This window comes from Pseudomonas sp. PME37.24/006, from assembly GCF_055556635.1.
Window position 1 is genome coordinate 123,703 of record NZ_JBVHNL010000006.1, and the last position, 21,867, is coordinate 145,569.

The 21,867-nt window shown below is 62.2% G+C and carries 16 protein-coding genes and 1 pseudogene; 5 read left to right on the top strand and 12 right to left on the bottom strand.

All coding sequences use genetic code 11. The features are described 5' to 3' along the window. Positions 1-135: 135 nt before the first annotated feature. The 5 genes and pseudogenes from ACZ3GY_RS22835 to ACZ3GY_RS22855 form a co-directional block, all read right to left on the bottom strand. Positions 136-2,607, bottom strand: a complete 2,472-nt coding sequence (locus ACZ3GY_RS22835; protein ID WP_463562326.1) for a Lon protease family protein — start codon at positions 2,605-2,607, stop codon at positions 136-138. Positions 2,608-2,756: 149 nt separating this feature from the next. Further along, a complete protein-coding gene (locus tag ACZ3GY_RS22840; RefSeq protein ID WP_225838302.1) occupies positions 2,757-3,920 on the bottom strand; it encodes a type III PLP-dependent enzyme in 1,164 nt (387 codons plus the stop codon). A gap of 526 nt (positions 3,921-4,446) precedes the next feature. Beyond that, the gene (locus ACZ3GY_RS22845) at positions 4,447-5,307 is read right to left on the bottom strand and encodes a methyl-accepting chemotaxis protein (protein ID WP_465912133.1); all 861 of its coding nucleotides are present in this window, start codon (positions 5,305-5,307) and stop codon (positions 4,447-4,449) included. After that, positions 5,302-6,423, bottom strand: a pseudogene (locus tag ACZ3GY_RS22850) (Cache 3/Cache 2 fusion domain-containing protein); the annotation flags it as partial. The pseudogene ACZ3GY_RS22850 and the gene ACZ3GY_RS22845, both read right to left, overlap by 6 nt. Positions 6,424-6,873: 450 nt before the next feature. Continuing rightward, entirely contained in the window at positions 6,874-7,794 is a 921-nt protein-coding gene (locus ACZ3GY_RS22855) for a LysR substrate-binding domain-containing protein (protein WP_465912093.1), read from the bottom strand. A 139-nt stretch (positions 7,795-7,933) separates the two neighbouring features. On the opposite strand from ACZ3GY_RS22855, the gene ACZ3GY_RS22860 reads away from it, so the two are divergent. Then, on the top strand, positions 7,934-9,310 hold the full coding sequence (locus ACZ3GY_RS22860; protein ID WP_465912094.1) for a NorM family multidrug efflux MATE transporter: 1,377 nt from the start codon (positions 7,934-7,936) through the stop codon (positions 9,308-9,310). A 30-nt stretch (positions 9,311-9,340) separates the two neighbouring features. Here ACZ3GY_RS22860 and ACZ3GY_RS22865 read toward each other — a convergent pair whose 3' ends face one another. Next, positions 9,341-11,011: a putative bifunctional diguanylate cyclase/phosphodiesterase gene (locus ACZ3GY_RS22865; protein WP_465912095.1), complete on the bottom strand. Its 1,671-nt coding sequence runs from the start codon at positions 11,009-11,011 to the stop codon at positions 9,341-9,343. Positions 11,012-11,299: 288 nt separating this feature from the next. Here ACZ3GY_RS22865 and rep point away from each other — a divergent pair, with 288 nt between their 5' ends. The 3 genes from rep (at position 11,300) to ACZ3GY_RS22880 (ending at position 14,676) form a co-directional block, all read left to right on the top strand. Then, positions 11,300-13,309 carry a DNA helicase Rep gene (gene rep, locus ACZ3GY_RS22870; RefSeq protein WP_463562330.1) on the top strand — a complete coding sequence of 670 codons (2,010 nt, stop codon included), beginning with the start codon at positions 11,300-11,302 and terminating at the stop codon, positions 13,307-13,309. A gap of 194 nt (positions 13,310-13,503) precedes the next feature. Continuing rightward, positions 13,504-13,986, top strand: coding sequence for a UPF0158 family protein (locus ACZ3GY_RS22875; RefSeq protein ID WP_465912096.1), 483 nt, complete (start codon positions 13,504-13,506; stop codon positions 13,984-13,986). Between the two features lie 117 nt (positions 13,987-14,103). Continuing rightward, the gene (locus tag ACZ3GY_RS22880) at positions 14,104-14,676 is read left to right on the top strand and encodes a xanthine phosphoribosyltransferase (protein ID WP_463562332.1); all 573 of its coding nucleotides are present in this window, start codon (positions 14,104-14,106) and stop codon (positions 14,674-14,676) included. Here ACZ3GY_RS22880 and ACZ3GY_RS22885 read toward each other — a convergent pair. The 6 genes from ACZ3GY_RS22885 to dadA form a co-directional block, all read right to left on the bottom strand. Continuing rightward, on the bottom strand, positions 14,660-16,798 hold the full coding sequence (locus ACZ3GY_RS22885; protein ID WP_465912097.1) for an acetyl-CoA hydrolase/transferase C-terminal domain-containing protein: 2,139 nt from the start codon (positions 16,796-16,798) through the stop codon (positions 14,660-14,662). The genes ACZ3GY_RS22880 and ACZ3GY_RS22885 overlap by 17 nt on opposite strands. 132 nt (positions 16,799-16,930) lie before the next feature. Then, positions 16,931-17,353, bottom strand: a complete 423-nt coding sequence (locus ACZ3GY_RS22890) for a c-type cytochrome (RefSeq protein WP_465912098.1) — start codon at positions 17,351-17,353, stop codon at positions 16,931-16,933. A gap of 167 nt (positions 17,354-17,520) precedes the next feature. Beyond that, on the bottom strand, positions 17,521-18,069 hold the full coding sequence (locus ACZ3GY_RS22895; protein ID WP_225838279.1) for a cupin domain-containing protein: 549 nt from the start codon (positions 18,067-18,069) through the stop codon (positions 17,521-17,523). Between the two features lie 89 nt (positions 18,070-18,158). Next, entirely contained in the window at positions 18,159-19,232 is a 1,074-nt protein-coding gene (alr, locus tag ACZ3GY_RS22900) for an alanine racemase (protein ID WP_465912099.1), read from the bottom strand. Positions 19,233-19,414: 182 nt separating this feature from the next. After that, positions 19,415-19,765, bottom strand: coding sequence for a RidA family protein (locus ACZ3GY_RS22905; RefSeq protein WP_042553259.1), 351 nt, complete (start codon positions 19,763-19,765; stop codon positions 19,415-19,417). Then, positions 19,740-21,038, bottom strand: coding sequence for a D-amino acid dehydrogenase (gene dadA / locus ACZ3GY_RS22910; protein ID WP_225838276.1), 1,299 nt, complete (start codon positions 21,036-21,038; stop codon positions 19,740-19,742). The genes ACZ3GY_RS22905 and dadA overlap by 26 nt, the downstream gene beginning before the upstream one ends. 154 nt (positions 21,039-21,192) lie before the next feature. On the opposite strand from dadA, the gene ACZ3GY_RS22915 reads away from it, so the two are divergent. Further along, the gene (locus tag ACZ3GY_RS22915) at positions 21,193-21,681 is read left to right on the top strand and encodes an Lrp/AsnC ligand binding domain-containing protein (protein ID WP_070882667.1); all 489 of its coding nucleotides are present in this window, start codon (positions 21,193-21,195) and stop codon (positions 21,679-21,681) included. The last annotated feature ends 186 nt before the right edge of the window (positions 21,682-21,867 follow it).

A 21,867-nucleotide genomic window follows, 5' to 3' on the forward strand; every position in this document is an offset into this window, starting at 1 on the left:
ATCGGCAAAGGTAGCTTTATTCACAGAACCTGTGGATAACTCTGTGCATGACAGGTGAGCAAGCGCGGCCATCTAGCAGACTGGGTAGCCGCGGGCGAGGCGTTCATGAATTGATCAACTTGCCCGCGTCCCCACTCACTCGACCGACGGCTTTTTCACCCGCGGCTTCTTCGGCGCCTTCTCTGGCAGCGCAGCGGTCAGCGCTTCCTTGGCCTGCTCGGGTTTGTCTTCCTCGCCCATGCCGATTTCGGCGATCTCACGCAGGCGCTCGACCACTCGGGCATTGACGCTGCCTTTTGGGAACACACCCTTGTCGTCCGGCGTACCCGCATCTTCGCCGACCAGCAGGCTCAGGGCCTCGTCGACATGGCGCACAGAATAGACATGGAATTGTCCGGCACGCACGGCCTGCAGCACGCGCTCGTCGAGCATCAGGGTGGAGACGTTCGAGTGCGGGATGATCGCCCCCTGCTCACCGGTCAGCCCACGCGCCTCGCAGAGACGGAAGAAGCCTTCGATCTTCTCGTTGACCCCACCGACCGCCTGCACTTCGCCGAACTGGTTGATCGACCCGGTGATTGCGAAACACTGCTTGAGCGGCGTGCGCGAGAGGGCCGAGATCAGCGTGCAGACTTCGCCGAGCGAGGCGCTGTCACCGTCCACATAGCCGTAGGACTGTTCCAGGGCAATGCTCGCGGAAATCTCCAGGGGGAATTCTTGGGCGTAACGGCTGCCGAGGAAGCCGGTGAGGATCATCACCCCCTTGGAGTGGATCGGCTGACCGAGATTGACCTCACGCTCGATGTCGACGATACCCGAACCACCCGGATAGACGGTCGCGGAAATACGCGCCGGCACGCCAAAGGCCGAGTCGCCAACTTCGAGCACGGTCAGGCCGTTGCACTTGCCGATGGCCGCACCGGCGGTGTCGATGAGAATGATACCGGCCAGCATGTCGTCGATGATCCGCGCGGAGACCCGCCCGGTGCGCGTGGCCTTGGCCTTGAGCGCGCGCTCGATATGATCGGCGTCGGTGACGGCTTCACCCGCCAGGTTGCGGATGAAGTCGGCCTCGCTGACCAGTTGGAACAGATCACCGATGCGCGCCGACAGCCGGCCCTGATGTTCTGCCAGGCGTGCGCTGTAGGTCGCCAGACGAGCCACGGCCGCGGCGCTCAACGGCGCCATGCCCTCCTCGTTGGTGCGGGTTTTCATCAACTGGGCGAACTGCTCCAGGCTGTCGTCTGCCAGGGGAATGTCCTCGTCGAAATCGACCAGCACCCGGAACATCTCCTGGAAGTCCGGATCGGCGTCCTGCAGCGCGTAATAGAGCTGACGCGAGCCGATGATCACCACCTTGAGCTGCAGCGGGATGGTTTCCGGGTTGAGGGTGACCGTGGCGATACGGCCCAGATCGGCCAACGGCGATTCCATCTTCAGTTTGCGTGACTGCAGGGCGCGCTTCAGGGCCTCCCATACGAACGGCTCGCTGAGAAACTTCTCCGCTTCGAGAATCAGGAAGCCGCCATTGGCACGGTGCAACGCGCCCGGGCGCAGCTGACGATAGCTGGTGTAGAGCGCCCCCTGATCGGTGTTGTATTCGATACGGCCGAACAGGTTGTCGTAGGTCGGGTGGGGTTCGAACACCACCGGCGCACCGCCGTTAGCGTGGTGGCCGACGATCAGGCTGGGGGCGTACAGCTCTTCGAGCATCTTGCGGGTCTGCGCGTCGGCTTTTTCCACTTCGATGAGCAGGTCGACCACGCTTTTCAGCAAGTCCACCTGCATCGCTTGCAGGTAGGCACATACGCCTGCGTTCTCGGCGTATTTCTGCGAGAGCGGCGCCAGCAGCGGCTGCAGCGCGACGGTGATGGTGTCCTCGTTGAGCTGGCGCAGCTGGTTGCTCGATTCGCGCTTCCATTGCGGCAGGCTGGCCAGCTCCTCGTTGAGGCGCTCCTCCAGCATGGAGATATCGGCGTGAAAACGCTCGCGATCCGCTTCCGGCAACTGGGCGAATTCGGTCTCGTCCACGGATTTGCCTTCGAGCATCGGCGTGAAGGCGATGTTGGTGCTGTCCCGGTACAAGGCAATGCCGCGCTCCAGCGACAGCCGCTCGATCACATCCAGTGCCTGGTCGTAGCGCTTGTTAAACGCGCGGTCGATGGCGCTCTTTTTCTGCTGAAACGATGGGTGCTCGAACACTGCGGGAAAGGTCGCCAACAGGTTGTCGATCAGCACGTTGATATCAGCGATGAACTCCCCGGCGGTACCGGCAGCCAGTTCCACGGCACGGGGCTCGCGGGGCTCGTCGAAGTGATTGACGTAGACGCGGTCCGGCGGGGTTTCCAGGCGCTTGCCCTCGGCCCGCAGGTAGCGCTTGACGAAGGAGAACCGCCCGGTGCCCGGCTCGCCCATGACGAATACGTTGTAACCGGGGCGCGGCATAGCCACGCCGAACTGCAGCGCCTGGACGGCACGTTCCTGGCCAAGCACGCCACGGAAAGGTTCCAGATCATCGGTGGTGGTGAAGGCGAACTGCTGAGGCGAGAAGGGACGAGTGAGTGCATCGGGCGCCAGGCGCAGGCCGGCTGCAACGGGATCGGGCATCGGAGATCCTTAATTACCGCAGAGAAGTGTCTGCATTCTCGCGCCGCCCGCTTCCCCCTGGCAAGGCACCGATGCCAACCGGTATCGACCTGCCCCGCAGAAACCAAAACGCCCGCAGCAAGTGCGGGCGTCTGGTGTCAGCGTAAGGCTTACAGGTAGAAGGATTTCAGCGGCGGGAAGCCGTTGAACTCCACCGCGCTGTAGCTGGTGGTGTAGGCGCCGGTGGAGAACCAGTACAGGCGATCACCACTGGCCAGGTTCAGCGGCAGGCCGTACTTGTAGTGCTCGTACATGATGTCGGCGCTGTCGCAGGTCGGCCCGGCGATGACCACCTCTTCCATCTCGCCCTTCTTCTCGGTCCAGACCGGGAACTTGATGGCTTCGTCCATGGTTTCGATCAGGCCGCTGAACTTGCCCACATCGGTGTACACCCAACGCTCGACGGCGGTACGCGACTTGCGCGCGACCAGCACCACTTCGCTGACCAGGATACCGGCGTTGGCGATCAGCGAGCGGCCTGGCTCGAGGATGATTTCCGGCAGTTCGTCGCCGAAATCGTCCTTGAGGAAGCGGATGATTTCTTCAGCGTAGGTTTCCAGGCTGTTGGTACGGGTGATGTAGTTGGCCGGGAAGCCGCCACCCATGTTGATCATCTGCAGCACGATGCCGTCTTCTTCCTTCAGGCGCTCGAAGATCACTTTGACTTTGGCGATGGCAGCGTCCCACACGTCGATGTCGCGCTGCTGCGAGCCCACGTGGAAGGAGATGCCATAAGGCACCAGGCCCAGTTGCTTGGCGAGGATCAGCAGGTCCATGGCCATGTCGGTCTGGCAGCCGAACTTGCGCGACAGTGGCCAGTCGGCCGAGGTCGAGCCTTCGGTGAGGATACGTACGTAGATCTTCGAGCCCGGCGCGGCCTTGGCGATGTTGCGCAGGTCGGCTTCCGAGTCGGTGGCGAACAGGCGCACGCCCTTCTCGTAGAAGTAGCGAACGTCACGGGCTTTCTTGATGGTATTGCCGTAGCTCATGCGATCCGGGGTGACGCCAGCCGACAGCACCTTGTCCAGCTCGTAGATCGAGGCGATGTCGAAGTTCGAGCCTTTGTCGCGCAGCAACTCGATGATCTCGATCGCCGGGTTGGCCTTGACGGCGTAGTACACCTTGGCGAATTCGAAACCGGCGCGCAGGTCATCATAGGCCTGCTTGATGATCGCGGTATCGATCACCACGAACGGGGTTTCATGCTGGTCTGCGAAGTTCTTCATGCGGTTGAAGGTTTCGCGTGGGTAGTAATCTTCGACCTTGATCGACATGCGGGGCTCCAAATGGCTAAACCATGAACACTATGATTCGGGCAGTTGAACCGGGCACAGGTTCAACCGGGTGTCGGGGGCGGCCATTAACAGCAGGCCGGAAAGCCTGTTGCCAGGCCTGGAACGTCTGATCAGTTTCCCCACTTTGGTTCGCCTACTTCCCAAGGCATGTCGCCGAGAATTGCCGTGCCTGGAATCAGGCGCCGCAACCTCTCGTCGTCAGTACTTGAGCCGGATGGATCGTTGCCAGCATGGACGTTCGGCCGCGGACTTTAAGACCATGCCCCGCTCAGATCAATCAAAAATTGTCCCTGAGGGCACTGTCGTTTCCCAAGCGTTTTGGATTCCACACGAAACACAGCGAAATGCTGCACAGCCGCGGCCCCCACACGAAAACCTCGTGCCCGGCATTGAGCCTGGCACAGAGTGCTTTCACGACGATGACAGCGGGGTTTCAGATGCCCAGAACAGGGCAGCAAGGTGGCAAACGCAACTGCCAGACAGTTGCGCGTGCCGTAGCGAGCGCTTAGCGGAAGCGCTCGACTTCGCGGTGCAGATCGGCGGCCAGGGTCTCCAGTTCCTTGGAAGTGTGGGCCAGGTTGGCAATCACTTCACGCTGCTCGCCGTTGGCCTGGGCGATGCTCTGCAGGTTGCTGCTGAGCACCGTAGCGGTGCTGCTCTGCTCGCTGGTGGCGGTGGTGATGGCGGCGAACTGCTCGCCGGCGGCGTTGGTCTGCTCGGCGATATGGGTCAACGCCGCGGCGACCTTGGCGTTCAGCTGTAAGCCGTTCTGCATCAATTGGCGGCCCTGCTCCATGCTGCTGATGGCGCTGCTGGTTTCGCCCTGGATGCTACCGATCATGCTGGAGATTTCGGTGGTCGCTTCACGGGTACGACCCGCCAGGCTGCGCACTTCGTCGGCGACCACGGCGAAACCACGGCCCTGCTCACCGGCTCGGGCGGCCTCGATGGCCGCGTTGAGCGCCAGCAGGTTGGTCTGGTCAGCGATCGAGGTGATGACGCTGAGGATGCCGCCGATCTCCTGGGAACGCTGACCCAGGCTGTCGATGACCTTGGCGGCGCTGTTCAGCGAGGTAGAAATCTGCTCCAAGGCGTTGGACGCCTCATCCATGGAGGTACGCCCGATACGGGTCTGGCTGGCGTTCTCGCTGGCCATGCGTTCGGTGCTGCGCATGTTGTCGGCGATGTTCAGCGAGGTGGCGCTGAACTCTTCCACTGCACCGGCCATGCTGCTGATCTCACCGGACTGCTGTTCGATCCCTTCATAGGCACCGCGCGACAGACCGGACAGCGCCTCGGCGCGCTGGCTGACATTGCCGGCGGAGCTACGGATGCGGGCGACCATGGTCGACAGCGCTTCGCTCATCTGGTTGAAGCTGCGCGACAGCTCACCGATCTCGTCATGGCTGCTGACTTGCAGACGCACGCTCAGGTCGCCGGCGCCCAGCGCCTGAGCCTGACGCACCAGATCGCCAAGCGGGCGCAGCTTGCGACGCAACAGCCAGATCACCGCGAGCACGGCGAGTACCAGGGTCACCAGGCTGCCGATCGCCAATTGGCTGCCGACGCGCCAGGTCACCGCCTGGATTTCCTCTTCCGGCATGCTCGCCACGACCGTCCACGGGCCACCGGGAAACGGCACGGCGACGCTGTAGAACTGCTGCTCGCCATCGCTCCAGAAACCACCTTTGCCCGGTTTGCCCAGCACGCTGGCCATGTTGGCGGTCAGTTGCTCGGGGCGCTGTGCGGCATAAGGGGGAACCAGCCACTTGCTCTGATCGTCGAGCAGCGCCAGGGAGCCGGTGCTGCCAATACGGAAGCGCTGCAGGTTGGCGAACTGGGCGTTCTGCGCATCGGTGTAATCGAAACCGACGAACAGCACGGCGATCACTCGACCCGCGCTGTCACGCACCGGGGTGTACTGGGTCATGTAGAAGCGCTCGAACAGCAGCGCCCGGCCAACATAGTTGTTGCCGGCCAGCAGCCGTGCGTAGGCTGGATGATTGCGGTCAAGCACGGTGCCGATGGCACGGCCGCCGTCCTGCTTGGTCAGCGAGGTGGTCACACGGACGAAATCATCGCCGTCGCGCACGAAGATGGTCGCCACACCCGCGGTGAGCTGGCGGAACTCGTCGACTTCCGTGAAGTTGTTATTCAACAACGTGCTGCCCAGGTACAACGCTGGAGCCTGCAGTGAACCGACCGCAACCCGCTCGTCCGGGCTGACGTTCAACCCGCTGCTGAAGCGCCGCTCGAACAACCCGGCCAGCCGCTGTGTGCTCTCGCGCAGGCTGTCGTGAAAGGTGCTCAGTTGGTCAGCCAGCAGACGCGCTTCGCTGCCCAGGTGTTCTTCACGGGTAACGAGGTTGGCGCTGCTCAGCGAGCGCAGGGCGAACAGCGTGCTGACGCTGATCAGTAGCACCAGCATGGCGGCAAGGGCCGTCGCCAGTTGCCAGGCGATACGGGAACGAGGTTGGTTCATGAATATCTCCGAGCTCCATCGTCCCTGTATGGAGTAATTGAATAAATTGTGATCAGCCTGTACGTCGGCGAGCGCGGAGAATACTTGAGAGTTTTAGTGCGTCAATGGCCATCATGACGCTATCACCCCATTTTTTACGTGGAGTAATAAAAACGTCTCGTCGATGAAAGTTTTCAGCGTTTACTAGGCTCTGTTGCCGTTTCACGCACGGCCGCGCCGGAACCCGTTTTGCCGCGAGGCAAGGTACGAGCCGCGAAGTTTAGTGAGCTAAATGAGCCGGCGAGAAACGCTGCATCACGGCAAAACGGGCCCGGCCCTGCGGGTTGCGCGTTAAATCTCGCCATGCGTCGTTGAAGGACTTGAAAAGGGAACGCCATTCCCTACGTCCTCCGCCTCGCCTGGCGAGATTTAACGCGGCAACGCGGCTCGCGTTGAAACGGCAACAGACCCTTAGCGGCGCAACTCGACCTCGGGCAATTGCATGGCCGCCACTTCGGCGAGCAGGAACTCGGCCAGCCGCTCGAAACGCTCCTGACCGCGGCGGGCTTTGGGCCACACCAGATAATAGCTTTCGCCGCTGGACACGGCGGTCGGCCAGGGCAGCGCCAGGCGGCCCAGCAGCACGTCCTCGGCGACCATGGCCAGATCGCCGATCGACACGCCGTAGCCACGGGCGGCAGCGACGATGCCCAACTCCAGGGTGTCGAACACCTGGCCGCCCTTGAGCGACACCTGGTCGGTCAGGCCCATGGCCTGCAGCCAGCGGCGCCAGTCACGCCGATCGGGCGTCGGGTGTACCAGCTCGGCCTGCTGCAGGCGGCTGACGTCCCACGGCTTTTCGCCAGAGGCGCTGGGCGCGTAGACCGGGATCAACCATTCTTCGAACAGTCGCACGCTATGCCATTCGTTGCTGAAGGTGCCTGCACTGAGTAACACGGCGCAGTCAAAAGGCTCATGGAGAAAATCCACACGATCGAGATCCATCCATGCGCTGGTGAGTTGCACCTCGAAGCCTACATGCCGGGCGCGAAACAGCGACAGGCGCGCCAGCAGCCAGCGCATGGTCAGGGTCGAAGGCGCCTTGAGACGCAAGGTGCCATCCTCCACGAGCAGGGTCGCGCAGGCCCGCTCCAGGGACTCGAAACCTTCGTGTACACCCGGCAACAGCAGACTCGCCGGCTCGGTCAGGTGCACCGCCCGGCCGCGGCGCTCGAACAGCCGGCAGGCGAAGTAATCCTCCAGGCTGCGAATGTGCCGGCTCACCGCGCTCTGGGTGATCGCCAGCTCATCAGCGGCACGGGTGAAAGAGCAATGCCGCGCCGCGGCCTCGAAGGCGCGCAGGGCATAGAGAGGTGGCAGGCGCCGCGTCACTGCATTGAACCATGAGTTTTAATCATGCTTGGCATCGCTATTTTCCTTTTGTGGGCACTGGCTACAAACCGGAGAATAGCCGTCATTGATCATCTCCCGACAGTCTGGGGATGCTTACCCTACCGAAGTTTTACTCATCATGAAAAACCCCCTTGGTCACGAGCTGCGTGCGCTGCTGCGCCTGGCAGGCCCGCTGATCTCCGCGCAGCTGGCCCATGCGCTGATGATCTTCACCGACACATTGATGATGGCCATGCTCGGCCCCGGGCAGTTGGCCGGCGGCGCGCTGGGCGCGACCTGCTACTTCATTTTCTCGATCTTCTGCACGGGGGTGATCGCCGCCGTGGGCAGCATGATCGCCATTCGCCACGGCGCTGGCGACCCTGAGGGCGTCACCCGCCTGCTGCGCAACGGCCTGTGGCTGGCCCTGCTGCTGGGCGTCATCAGCGCGCTGTGCCTCAATGGCCTTGGCCCGCTGCTGCCGCACCTGGGTCAGGATCCCGACGCCGCCAGTCAGGCCATGAATTTCCTGCGCCCGCTGTCGTTGGGCCTGCCCGCTTACCTGTGCTTTATGGCCCTGCGCGGCTTCACCAGCGCCATCGGCCGTCCCGGCCCGGTGATGACCATCAGCATCGTCGGCACCCTTGCCAACTTTGTCATTAACTATGCGTTGATCAAAGGCTGGTTGGGCGTAGACCTGGGCCTGAGCGGTATCGGTCTGACCACCGCGCTGGTCAGCAGCGCCATGGCGCTGGCCCTGGGGCTGTACATTCTGATGTCGCCGAACTACCAGCGTTACAAGCTGCGCGGCGGCCTGGGTCGCCCGCAGCGCGCCGAGATCCGCGCCCTACTTCACCTCGGCCTGCCGATTGGCGGCACCTATGCCGCGGAGCAAGGCCTGTTCACCTTCGCCACCCTGTGCATGGGCGCCCTGGGCAGCGTGCAGTTGGCGGCGCACCAGATCGCCATGCAGTCGGTCGCCCTGGCCTTTATCGTGCCCCATGGTCTTTCTTATGCGGTGACCTTTCGGGTCGGCATGCATTACGGCGCCGACCGCCTGCACATGTCGCGCCTGGCCGGCCACCTGGGCATGGGTATGGGCGCTGCGCTAATGCTGCTGTTCGCCCTGGCGTTCTGGCTACTGCCGGAGTGGATCATCGGCCTTTTCCTCGACCGCCACGATCCGGCGTTCGCCGATATCGTCACCCTGGCGGTGAGCCTGCTGGCGATCGCCGCCTGGTTCGAGCTGTTCGACGGCCTGCAGAGCATCGCCATGGGCGCGATACGTGGTCTTAACGACGGCCGTCTGACCCTGGTGATCGGCCTGACCGGCTACTGGTGCATTGGCGCGCCGCTGGCCTGGCTGCTGGCCTTCCCGGCCGGCTGGGGCGCCCACGGCGTGTGGTGGGGCTTGGCTGCGGGCCTGGCGGTGACGGCCAGCGGCCTGGTGCTGGGCTTTCGCTGGAAGACTGCGCGCCTACAAAGGCCGAAAGCCATGCAGGCCTACCTGTCATAAGCGGCTGCCTGCGAATCCGGATTGCAGCGGCTAGGGTCGACCGCAGCGTAGCGACTGGTGCACGCCCGCCGACAGAAAGCGCGCCAGCTCGGCCAACGGCATCGCCTTGCTAACCAGATAACCCTGCACCTGATCGCAGCCGAACTCACGCAGCAGTTGCAGCTGCTCGGCATTCTCCACGCCTTCGGCCACCACCTGCAGATCCAGGTTGTGAGCCAGGTTGATCATCGCCTGCACCAGTTGCTGGCTCTGCGGGCGCAACTCCATGCCGGTGACGAAACTACGGTCGATCTTCAGCAGGGCGATGGGCAGATTGCTCAGGTGTTCGAACGACGAGAAGCCGGTACCGAAATCGTCCAGGGAAAAGCGCACACCGAGATGGCCAAGGCGCCGCATGGTCTGCTGCACGTATTCGCTACGGCGCATCACGGCGGTTTCGGTAAGTTCGAACTCCAGCCAACTACTGTCGATGCCACAGCCCTCGATCAGACGCTCCAGGGTCGGCAGCAACTGGCTGTCCTGAAACTGGCGAAACGACAGGTTGACGGCCATGTGCAGCGCCGGGTGGCCGCGCCCGTTCAACCATTGCATGTCGCGCAGCGCACGGTCGATCACCCAATAACCGAGCGGCACGATCAGCCCACACTCCTCGGCCTGCGGGACGAACTCGCCAGGCATCAACAAACCGTGCTGCTCATGCTTCCAACGCACCAGCGCTTCCAGGCCGACGATTTCGCCCGTATGCAAGCAAAGCCTAGGCTGATAGTGCAGCTGCAACTCCTCACGACGTAGCGCCCGACGCAACTCACGCTGCAGATCGGCCTTGCTGCGCATGTCGCGATCCAGGCGCTCGTCATATAGGTGAAAGGTACAGCCCTGGCGGCTCTTGGCCTGTTGCATGGCAACATGGGCATGCCACATCAGGGTATCGGCATTGCTCTCCGGTTTGGCGTGAACCACGCCGAGACTACACCCCAGCAGCAGGCTTTCTCCCTCAAGCCAATAAGGCTCACCCAAGGCGTCGGCTACCCGCTGCACCCAGCGTTTAGCACGCGCGGGATCGTCCCGGGTATCGAGCAGCAGAGCGAATTCGTCACCACCGAGCCGTGCCAGTTGATCGCCACGCCCGAGGTGCCCCTTGAGGCGCGCGACCACCTGCAAGATCAGATGATCACCAGCACGGTGCCCAAGGGTGTCGTTGGCCTGGTGGAAGTTGTCCATATCCAGATGCACCAGCGCCAAGCCGCGACGACGGTGATCAGCGAGGCGAGTTGCCAGCAGGGTATGGAAACCCTGGCGGTTGGCGATCCCGGTTAGCGCGTCCAGCTCGGTCAGGTGCTGCAGGGTGGCCTGCAAGCGACCCTGCTCGCGCACATAGCGTAGGCAGCGACGCACAACGTCATCGCTCAGTTGATCGCGCACCAGCCAATCACACACCTGAGTCGGCGCGTGTTCGGGCTCGCTTTCCAGTAACAGGATAATGGGGGCGCGACATTGCTGCGGGGCAGGCAGATGAGCCGCAGTGGTCAGCAATACCACGTCATGGCTCTGCTCGAGTAACGCTACGGCGGCAGGCCAATTGGCGGCACATATTAACGTGGCTGTGGCGCCCAGAGCCACCAGGCGCTCGTGCAGCAACTCGCTCCACTGCGGCGTTTCAGCCAGCAGGATCAGGCGCGATGGCTCGACGAATGCGCTCAAGAAACTCCCCCGTTGCACGAAAGTACGGACGAAAAAATCGCCTCTAAATGCGCCATATCCGGCGTCAAATCAAGCACTTCCATGTGAAACGCGGGACATCCTGCGACAAACGCGCAGAGCCGACAAGCCCAGCGGCGAAACTCGCCGCAAACCCGGTCACATAAGCGCAAGGGATCGAGCACCGTAAAAGCGCGGCCGTCGGCGGTGGCTAACTTCCGTCATCAAAGCCACGAATGACATAAGACTTTCAGCTAAAATGCGCGGCCATTTCCCTTAGCGGTAGCCTCGATGTCCCGACTCAATCCCCGGCAGCAAGAAGCCGTGAACTACGTCGGCGGCCCTCTTTTGGTGCTTGCCGGCGCAGGCTCCGGCAAGACCAGCGTGATCACCCGCAAGATCGCCCACCTGGTGCAGAATTGCGGTATCCGTGCCCAGCACATCGTCGCCATGACCTTCACCAACAAGGCCGCTCGCGAGATGAAAGAGCGTGTCGGCACCCTGCTCAAAGGCCCCGAGGCCCGCGGCCTGACCGTGTCGACCTTTCACAACCTGGGCATGAACATCATCCGCAAGGAATACGCGCGCCTGGGCTACAAACCCGGCTTCTCGATCTTCGACGACGGCGACATCAAGGCGCTGCTGACGGACATCATGCAGAAGGAGTACGCAGGCGACGACGGTGCCGATGAGGTGAAAAACACCATCGACAGCTGGAAGAACGACCTGATCCTGCCCGACGAAGCCCTGGCCAATGCCCGCGGCCCCAAGGAGCAGACGGCCGCCATCGTCTACCTGCATTACCAGCGCACGCTCAAGGCGTACAACGCAGTGGATTTCAACGACCTGATCCTGCTGCCGGTGAAGCTGTTCCAGGAGCACACCGACATCCTTGAGAAGTGGCAGAACCGCATCCGCTACCTGCTCGTCGACGAATACCAGGACACCAACTCCAGCCAGTACCTGCTGGTGAAGTTGCTGGTGGGCATGCGCAACCAGATCACCGTGGTGGGCGACGACGACCAATCAATCTACGCCTGGCGCGGCGCACGACCGGAGAACCTCAACCTGCTCAAGGAGGATTACCCGTCGTTGAAGGTGGTGATGCTCGAGCAGAACTACCGTTCCACCAGCCGCATCCTCAAGTGCGCCAACACCCTGATCGCCAACAACCCTCACGCCTTCGAGAAGCAGCTGTGGAGCGAGATGGGCATGGGCGACGAGATCCGCGTGATTCGCACCCGCAACGAAGACGCCGAGTGCGAGCGCGTGGCGCTGGAGATTCTCACCGAGCACTTGCGCACCCAACGCCCCTACAGTGATTTCGCCATCCTCTATCGCGGCAACTACCAGGCCAAGCTGATGGAGCTGAAGCTGCAGCACCACCAGATTCCCTATCGCCTCTCGGGCGGCACCAGCTTCTTCGCCCGTCAGGAGGTGAAGGATCTGATGAGCTACTTCCGCCTGCTGGTCAACCCGGACGACGACAACGCCTTCCTGCGGGTCATCAACGTGCCGCGCCGGGAGATCGGCTCCACGACCCTGGAAAAGCTCGGCAACTACGCCAACGAACGCAAGATCAGCATGTACGCCGCCAGTGACGAAATCGGCCTCGGCGAACACCTGGACAGCCGCTACACCGATCGCCTGGCGCGCTTCAAACGCTGGATGGATGGCGTGCGCGAACAGTGCGTGGTCAACGAGCCAATCGCCGCCATCCGCAGCATGGTGATGGACATCGACTACGAGAACTGGCTGCGCCAGAACGCGTCCAGCGACAAGGTCGCGGACGCGCGCATGGGCAACGTCTGGTTCCTGGTCGATGCATTGAAGAACACCCTCGACAAGGACGAAGAGGGCGACATGACCATCGAGGACGCCATCGGCAAGCTGGTACTGCGCGACATGCTCGAACGTCAGCAGGAAGAGGAAGAAGGCGCCGACGGTGTGCAGATGATGACCATGCACGCCTCCAAGGGGCTGGAATTTCCCTCGGTGTACATCATCGGTTTCGAGGAGGAGATTCTCCCCCACCGTTCCAGCATCGAAGCCGACACCATCGAGGAAGAGCGGCGCCTGGCCTACGTAGGCATCACCCGCGCCAAGCGCAACCTGGCCCTGACCTTCGCCGCCAAGCGCAAGCAGTATGGCGAGATAATCGACTGTTCGCCGAGCCGTTTCCTCAACGAACTGCCACCCGAAGACCTTATCTGGGAAGGCATGGAAGAGGCGCCGGTGGAGGTCAAAGCCGCTCGCGGCAACGACGCCCTGGCCAGCATGCGCGCCATGCTCAAGCGCTAAGCCGCCTGGGTCGAGCGCAGCGACATACGGTTAGATTTACCTGGGTATCGCGCAGCTCAACCCAGGCTACGTTTTCACCGAGCCCACTACCTCGACGGGCACCTGCGTAACATTTCGTAGTCAGAGTGAGAGGCCGGCCATTGCTGCCGGCCATCCGTTATCGTCCAGCTATTTTTTGCAAGAGGCCCGGAACCATGCGCACGCTCACTCTCGACCTCGACACCCTGACCCAGTTGATCAATGGTCGCGAAACCCTGGAGCACTGGCTCGACCTGGAGGCCGGTACCGTGCTGACCTTGTCACCGGAAGATCAGGGCAGCGATGAACATCAGCAGATCCAGCTGAACCCCGAGCGCTACGCCGCCGTGCCCAACCTCGACGGTGCCCAGCGCGTGGCCATGCGCGAGTCCTTTCTGTTCACTCTCAACGACCTCAACGCTCACCCGCTGCTCAGCGCTGCTCTGACCGGGCGCAAGCCGCTGCGCGCTTTCGATTACGAAATCGACTATTTCCCTGCGCTGCGCCAGCAATGGCACGGCTATGAACAGAAGCAACTGCGCGAATACGCCCTCAACTGGCTGTTCGAACTGGGCCTGGAACCGGCGCCGGACAAGTTGCCACTGGACACCCGCGGCATCCCCACGGATATCCTGCGGCGGCTGACCAAAAGCGCATGAGCGCTGAACGCATGCCTGCAATGGATGAACGGAGCACTGCGCATGCGGTTTCGCTACAAATGATCGGCAATTTGAGGGAAAATCCGCCGCTTTGCTCTTGAGCCCAGAGGATCGATCGTGGAGTCGTTGAAACAGAAGATATGCAGTGAAGGTACCGTCCTGTCCGATCAGGTGCTCAAGGTCGATGCCTTTCTCAATCACCAGATCGACCCACAGTTGATGCAGCAGATCGGCCACGAGTTCGCCGAGCGCTTCAAAGATCAGGGCATCACCAAGATCGTCACCATCGAGGCCTCCGGTATCGCCCCGGCGGTGATGGCTGGCCTGGAGCTGGGTGTGCCGGTGATCTTCGCCCGCAAATACCAATCGCTGACGCTCACCGATAACCTCTACATCTCCAAGGTGTTCTCGTTCACCAAGCAGACCGAGAGCACCCTGGCGATTTCCTCCAAGCACCTGAACGCCAATGACCACGTGCTGCTGGTCGACGACTTCCTGGCCAACGGCCACGCCGCCAAGGCGCTGATCGATCTGGTCGGTCAGGCCGGCGCCAGCATCGCCGGGATTGGCGTGGTGATCGAGAAGTCGTTCCAGAGCGGCCGAGCCACGCTGGACGCCGAGGGCTATCGCATCGAGTCCCTGGCGCGCATCCAGTCCCTGGCCGGCGGCAAGGTTACGTTTCTCGAGTAACCGTCGCTTTCAATCCTGAGAGCAGCAGCCGTTGGTACAGCTCCTCGCGCAAGCCGTCGGGCTGTTCCAGCCCCATGCGCTGCAGATGGGCGGGAAAGTCTTCGGCAGGCGGTGGATCGAGCGCCGCCTTGCCCAGTTCCAGCACTTCGCTTAGCCGGAACTTGCCCTTCAACCAGGTCAGCGCGCGCAACAAGTCCTGCTCCTCCGGGCTGAAATCGCTGCCCAGCGGATACTCCGCGAATGACGCCCCATGCCGATTGGCAATCGCCTGCAGGCGCTCGGGTGTGTTGTCTGTGAAGCGCGGGTCGAGCCGGAAATCCTTCGGCAGCTTGCCGGCCTCGATGGCTTGTTCCATCAGCTGCGCCTGAAAGCGTGAGTCGCTGACGCCCAGCAGGGCTTCGATTACTTGGGCGTCGGTCTTGCCGCGCAGATCGGCGATGCCATATTCGGTGATCACCACGTCGCGCAAATGCCGTGGGATGGTCACGTGACCATATTCCCAGACGATGTTCGAGCTCACCTCGCCTGCGGATTCGCGCCAGCTGCGCAGCAGCAGAATCGAGCGTGCATCCGGCAACGCGTGGCCCTGGGCGACGAAGTTGTACTGCCCGCCCACGCCGCTGAGCACGCGACCGTCTTCCAGCTGATCGGCCACCGCCGCGCCAAGCAGGGTGACGGTGAACACGCTGTTGATAAAGCGCGCCTCGACGCGCTGCAGGCGCTTGAGCTCCTCCTCGCCGTACAGCTCGTTGATGAAGCCGATGCCGGTCATGCCGAAGCGACTGCGCTGCCCGGCATCCATATCGGCGAGACGCTGATAGAACGACTGCGGGCCCAGAAAGAAGCCGCCATGCACCCACACGCCATGCTTGGCCGGCGTCAGGTAATCGCGCAGGGCCGCTTGACTGAGCGGGTCGGAGAGTTCGGTGGAGCATTGCTGATCGGTCGGCAACAACAGGTTCTCGCCCTGCAGCTTGAGGTTGGCATCCAGCAGCCCGCCCTCCTGCATCCAGTTCAGGATCGCTTCATCCAGGCGCTCCGGCAGCCCGGCGTCGAGCATGGCCTGCACGCCGCGTGGATGACCATTGGCATCCAGCGCACCGGCGCTGGCCAGGCGCTGTACCCGCACATCCGGGTAAACGACACGACGGATCACGCCGGCGTCGGTCAGCGCCAGCAGGCCGTTGACGAACATTTCGCTGCAGCCGTAAAGCCCCACGTCGAACGGTTGCTGATCGCCAAGCAACGCGGTCAGCGGATGCGCCTGCCCTTCCTGTAGATCGGCCAGCACCGCGCGGTAGCTGGGGTTATCGGCGTGGCGGCTCAGCAAGGCAGCGCTGACCGCATCGCCCATCGCGCCAATACCGATCTGCAGGGTGCCGCCATCACGCACCAAGCTGCTGGCGTGCAGGCCGATACAGTGATCCTGCACCGTCACCGGCATGTTCGGCGTGGAGAACAGCGTGCTGGCTTCGCTTTCCTGCAGCTGAATATCGAAGGTTTCCCGGGGCAATTCGGCATCGCCTGGCATGTACGGCAGATGCTCGTGAACCTGGGCAAGGCAGAGGATGGTTTCGCCGCGCTCGCGCCTTGCCTGCAGCAGGGGCAAAAGATCGAGGGTGATATCCGGGTTGCAGCTCAGGCTGAAGTGGCCGGGCCGGCTGGCGTCTTCGGCAACCAGTTGCGCCACCACGTTGACGCCCTTGGCGTTGATGTCGCGGGCGGCGTGGCTGTAATTGCTGCTGGTGTAATCCTGCTGCGCCGAGGCGCTGTCGAGCAGGCTGCCGGGCTGCAGAAAGAACTGCTCTACGCGCACGTTGGCCGGCAGCGTGTCGCCCTGCAGGTCGGTGAGAAAATCCAGCTCTAGGTAATCGCCATATACACGCTCGACGAAGGGGTCGAGAAAGCGTCGCTGCAAATCCTGCCCTGCCCGAGGCCGTCCCAAACAGAGCGCGGTGTAGATGGTTAGCTCGCGCTCCGGCATGTCGCGCACCCTTGCATAGAGTGCATTGACCCAGCGATTGGGTTTGCCCAGGCCGAGTGGCAAACCCAGATGGATAGGCCCGTCAATTTCGTCCAGAACGTGGTCAACGGCTTGCTCGATAGAACACTGTTGGGGCATGCAGCTCTCCAGGCAAATGGTCACGGCAGTGTGCGTTGGACTGCCTGATCTTGCCTTTTGCTGCAATTTTGTCATCACGCTGAAACAACAAAGCCGCCCTGGGGCGGCTTTGAGCTGTGCGCAAATCGCCGTTTACAGCCCGGACATTTTTTCGATGGCGCCGCGCAATTCGTCGTCCGAACAGTCGCCACAGGTGCCCCTAGGCGGCATGGCGTTGATGCCGGCAATCGCCTTGGCGAGGATGCCGTCGACACCACCCTGCTTGTCCGCGAGGACTTTCCAAGCGGCCGTATCGCCAATCTTCGGCGCACCGAGCAGCCCCGGCGTGTGGCACGCTGTGCAGTGCCTGGCGATGATGTCATCGGCGCTGCGTGAAGCACCGCCAGTAGCAACCGCAACAGCCTCGATACCTTTGCATTCCTGCCCGGAGACACACACCTGGCCGACGGGCTTGATCCGCTCGGCTATCGCCTCGTCGGTAGTCGCCTGGGCATTCAAGGCCCATAGCGCCAGGGCAAGTGCCGGCACCGCCAGCATGCTTCTAATTGGGTTCACACAGATGCCCTCATGGGTGGCTAGTCACGCTTGCGGCCACGGTTTCGCAAGCCTGCGAATTATAACGACTGGCCCAGATGGCGGAAATGACCCAACTTGTCGCAGGGATATTGAACCCATGACGTAGATCAACGGCAGCGTGAATTGCCACGCTGCCGCTCACGGTTTTAAAAGTTTGCCGGGGTGGTGGCACTGATCAACCGGGCCGGTTGATCGAAGGGATTGCGAAAACGATGAGGCTTGCTGCTCTCGAAGTAATAGCTGTCGCCGCTCTCGAGAACGAACACTTCATCACCGACGGTGAGCTCAAGGCGACCCTCGACCAGCATGCCAGTCTCCTCGCCCTCGTGGGCGTACATCTCCAGGCCGGTGTCGCTGTGCGGCGGGTAGGTTTCGTCGAGAAAGGAAATGGCCCGGCTGGGGTGCGCCTTGCCGATCAGCTTCATGGTGATCGCACCACTGTGGATGTCGGTCAACTCGCTGGCGCGGTAGACCACCTGTATCTGATTGTCCTGCTCAGCTTCGGGAGAAAAAAACTCCACCAGCGACATGGGAATGCCAGCCAGTACCTTCTTCAACGAGCTGATCGAGGGGCTTACGCTGTTCTTCTCGATCATCGAGATGGTGCTGTTGGTAACCCCCGCCCGCTTGGCGAGTTCGCGCTGGGAAAGCCCTTTGAGCTTACGGATCGATTGCAGGCGTAGACCGACGTCCAATGTTGGATGCCCTCAGGAAAGACATGGAATTGGCCGCATCATGGCAACAGTGTTCAGTATTTACAACAGCCTGAACACTTTGAAACAGCCTAGCCTTCGCTGTAGATGAGCGGCACGCGCCGCACGTTGCAGAACAACTGATAGGGAATGGTGCCTGCGGCGATGGCGACATCGCTGGCCAGCACGCCGGAGCCCCAGAACTCGACGCGACTGCCCAGCCCGGCAGCGGGCAGATCACTGAGGGCGACGGTCAGCATGTCCATCGACACACGGCCGATGATCTGCGAAGGCTGACCATCGATAAGTACCGGTGTGCCGGTAGGTGCGTGACGCGGGTAACCGTCGGCATAGCCCATGGCGACCACACCCACGCGGGTCGCGCGTTCACTGGTGAAGCGCGCGCCGTAGCCGACCGGCTCGCCAGCGGGCAGGTCGCGCACGCTGATAACCCGCGACTCCAGCGTCATGACCGGCTTTAACCGGGCAGCGATATCGTGAGCCTGCTCAAAAGGCGTGGCGCCGTAGAGCATGATGCCGGGGCGCGACCAGTCGCTGGGAATGCTTGGCCAACCGAGCAGCGCTGGCGAGTTGCGCAGGCTGACCTCGGCAGCAAGCCCTTCGCGGGCCTTGAGGAACACCGCCAGTTGCTCGTCGCTGCGGACGTTGTCGAGTTCGTCGGCGCGGGAGAAGTGGCTCATCAGCACGATCTTCGCCACCTTGCCGCTGGCCAGCAGGCGCCGGTAGGCCGCCTGATAATCCGCAGGATGAAAGCCGACGCGGTGCATGCCGCTGTCGAGTTTCAGCCAGACGTTGAGCGGGCGCTTGAGCGTCGCCTGCTCGATGGCTTCGAGTTGCCACGCTGCATGCACTACGCACCACAGTTCGTGCCTGTCGATCAGCTCCAGCTCGGCCGCTTCGAAAAACCCTTCGAGCAGCAGGATGGGCCCGCTGATCCCCGCCTCACGCAGTTGCAAGGCCTCTTCGATGCAGGCCACGGCGAAACCATCTGCATCAGGTTGCAGCGCCTGGGCGCAGCGCACCGCCCCGTGCCCGTAGGCATCAGCCTTGACCACCGCTAGCGCGCGCGCGCCGGACAGTTCACGAGCCAGTTGATAGTTGTGACGCAGGGCTTGCAGATCGATCAGGGCACGGGCGGGACGCATGGTTATCTCGAATAACGGAAGAAGACACACTACAAGGCGGTGGCGGTCATTTGTAGGGTGGACGACGCTTCATCCGTCCACCGCTCTGCGATGGCAATGGTGGATGAAAAGAGCGCCATCCACCCTACGTCTGCTTCCGCCTTATTGCAGTCGGGACATCTCGGTAGATCGTGAGCCGGCCCTTAGGGTAAAGCAGCAATCACGGTCATCTCCACAAGCACATCCGGCGAATACAGTTTGGCTTCGACGCAGGCGCGGGCCGGAGACTGGCCAGCCGGTACCCAAGCGTCCCAGACCTTGTTCAGGCCTTCACGATCATCGATGTTCTTCAGGAAGATGGTGATCGACAGGATGCGCGTCTTGTCGGTGCCGGCTTCGGCAAGGAACGCGTCGATGCTGTCCAGGGTCGCCTTGGTCTGGGCCTCGATGCCTTCGCTGTGGTCTTCATCCAGCTGGCCGGCCAGGTAGACGGTGCCATTGTGAATGACGATTTCGCTCAGGCGCGGTTCAGTTCGCAGGCGCTGTATGGACATGGGTGTTCGACTCCTTGGTTGTGCCATAACGGGAAATATCCAGGCCTTCGCTGCTGATCTGCGGGCGCTTTCTGGCGATGATGTCCGCCAGGAAACGTCCGGAGCCGCAGGCCATGGTCCAGCCTAGGGTACCGTGTCCGGTGTTCAGAAACAGGTTTCGATAGGGTGTTGCGCCAACGATCGGCGTGCCGTCCGGGGTTGCCGGGCGCAGGCCCGTCCAGAAATCGGCCTGGCTCAGGTCACCGCCCTGCGGATACAGGTCACCGACGATCATCTCCAGGGTTTCCCGGCGACGTGGATCGAGGCTGAGATCGAAGCCAGCGATTTCGGCCATGCCGCCAACGCGAATGCGCTGGTCGAAACGGGTGATCGCCACCTTGTAGGTCTCGTCGAGGATGGTCGAGGTCGGCGCCATGTCCGGGTTGGTGATCGGCACGGTCAGCGAATAGCCCTTGAGCGGATACACCGGCGCGCGCACGCCCAGCGGCTTGAGTAGTTGCGGGCTGTAGCTGCCCAGCGCCAGCACGTAACGGTCGGCGGTTTCCAGCTTGCCGTCGATCCACACGCCGTTGATGCGGTCACCTGCGAAATCCAGGCGCTGGATGGTCTCACCGAAACGGAACTGCACACCCAACGCAACTGCCATCTCGGCTAGCTTGCGGGTAAACATCTGGCAATCGCCAGTCTGGTCGTTGGGCAGACGCAGGGCACCAGCGAGCTTGTCGGTGACGCCGGCCAGCGCCGGCTCGACCTTGGCGATGCCGGCCCGGTCGAGCAACTCGTAGGGCACGCCGGACTGCTCCAGCACGGCGATGTCCTTGGCCGCGTTATCCACCTGCGCCTGGGTGCGGAAGATTTGCGTGGTGCCCAGCTGACGCCCTTCATAGGCAAGACCGGTTTCCGCACGCAGCTCGTCGAGGCAGTCGCGGCTGTACTCGGACAGGCGCACCATACGCTCCTTGTTCACCGCGTAACGGCTGGCGGTGCAGTTGCGCAGCATCTGCGCCATCCACAGATACTGGTCAATATCGCCGGTCATCTTGATCGCCAGTGGCGCGTGCTTCTGCAGCAGCCACTTGATGGCTTTGAGCGGCACACCTGGCGCCGCCCACGGTGAGGCATAGCCCGGCGACACCTGGCCAGCGTTGGCGAAGCTGGTTTCCATGGCAGGGCCATTCTGGCGATCCACGACCACCACCTCGAAACCCTGACGGGCCAGGTAATACGCACTGGCCGTACCGATCACACCACTACCAAGCACCAGAACCCGCATATTTTCTCCTCGCCGCGACGATGCACTGGCGTATTACGTTCTGAGAAGTCGATGCGTACAGTATAGAAAGTGAATAGCAGTGCTTTTCACTGTATATAGGCCTATATTCAAAAGGAGTTCTTGGTTTAATTGCCTTTCATGGAGGAGGCCGACCATGCGCACCCAACACCAGAGCCGCCGCGAGCTGGACAAGATCGATCGCAACATCCTGCGCATCCTCCAGGAGGACGGCCGCATCTCCTTCACCGAGCTGGGCGAACGGGTCGGCCTGTCCACCACACCCTGCACGGAGCGGGTACGCCGCCTGGAGCGCGAAGGCATCATCATGGGCTACCACGCCCGCCTCAATCCGCAGAACCTCAAGGCCAGCCTGCTGGTATTCGTGGAGATCAGCCTGGACTACAAATCCGGCGACACCTTCGACGACTTCCGCCGCGCCGTGCTCAAACTGCCGCACGTACTGGAGTGCCACCTGGTCTCCGGCGACTTCGACTACCTGGTAAAGGCGCGCATCAACGAAATGGCCAGCTACCGCAAACTGCTCGGCGACATCCTCCTCAAGCTGCCCCATGTGCGCGAGTCGAAGAGCTATATCGTGATGGAAGAAGTGAAGGAGAGTTTGGCGCTGCCGGTACCGGAATAAGCAGCGGCAAGTTGCTAGGCGAACGGCAACAGACCGTAGGGTGGAAAACCGCGAAGCGTTTTCCACCGGTTGACCCAACGTCGGCACAGCCTTATGCCGTGATGGGTGGATAAGCTTCGCGTTATCCACCCTACTTGATGTCCGACGCAGCGCCCCCGGTTAAAGTTCTCACACGGGAGCGTGGGT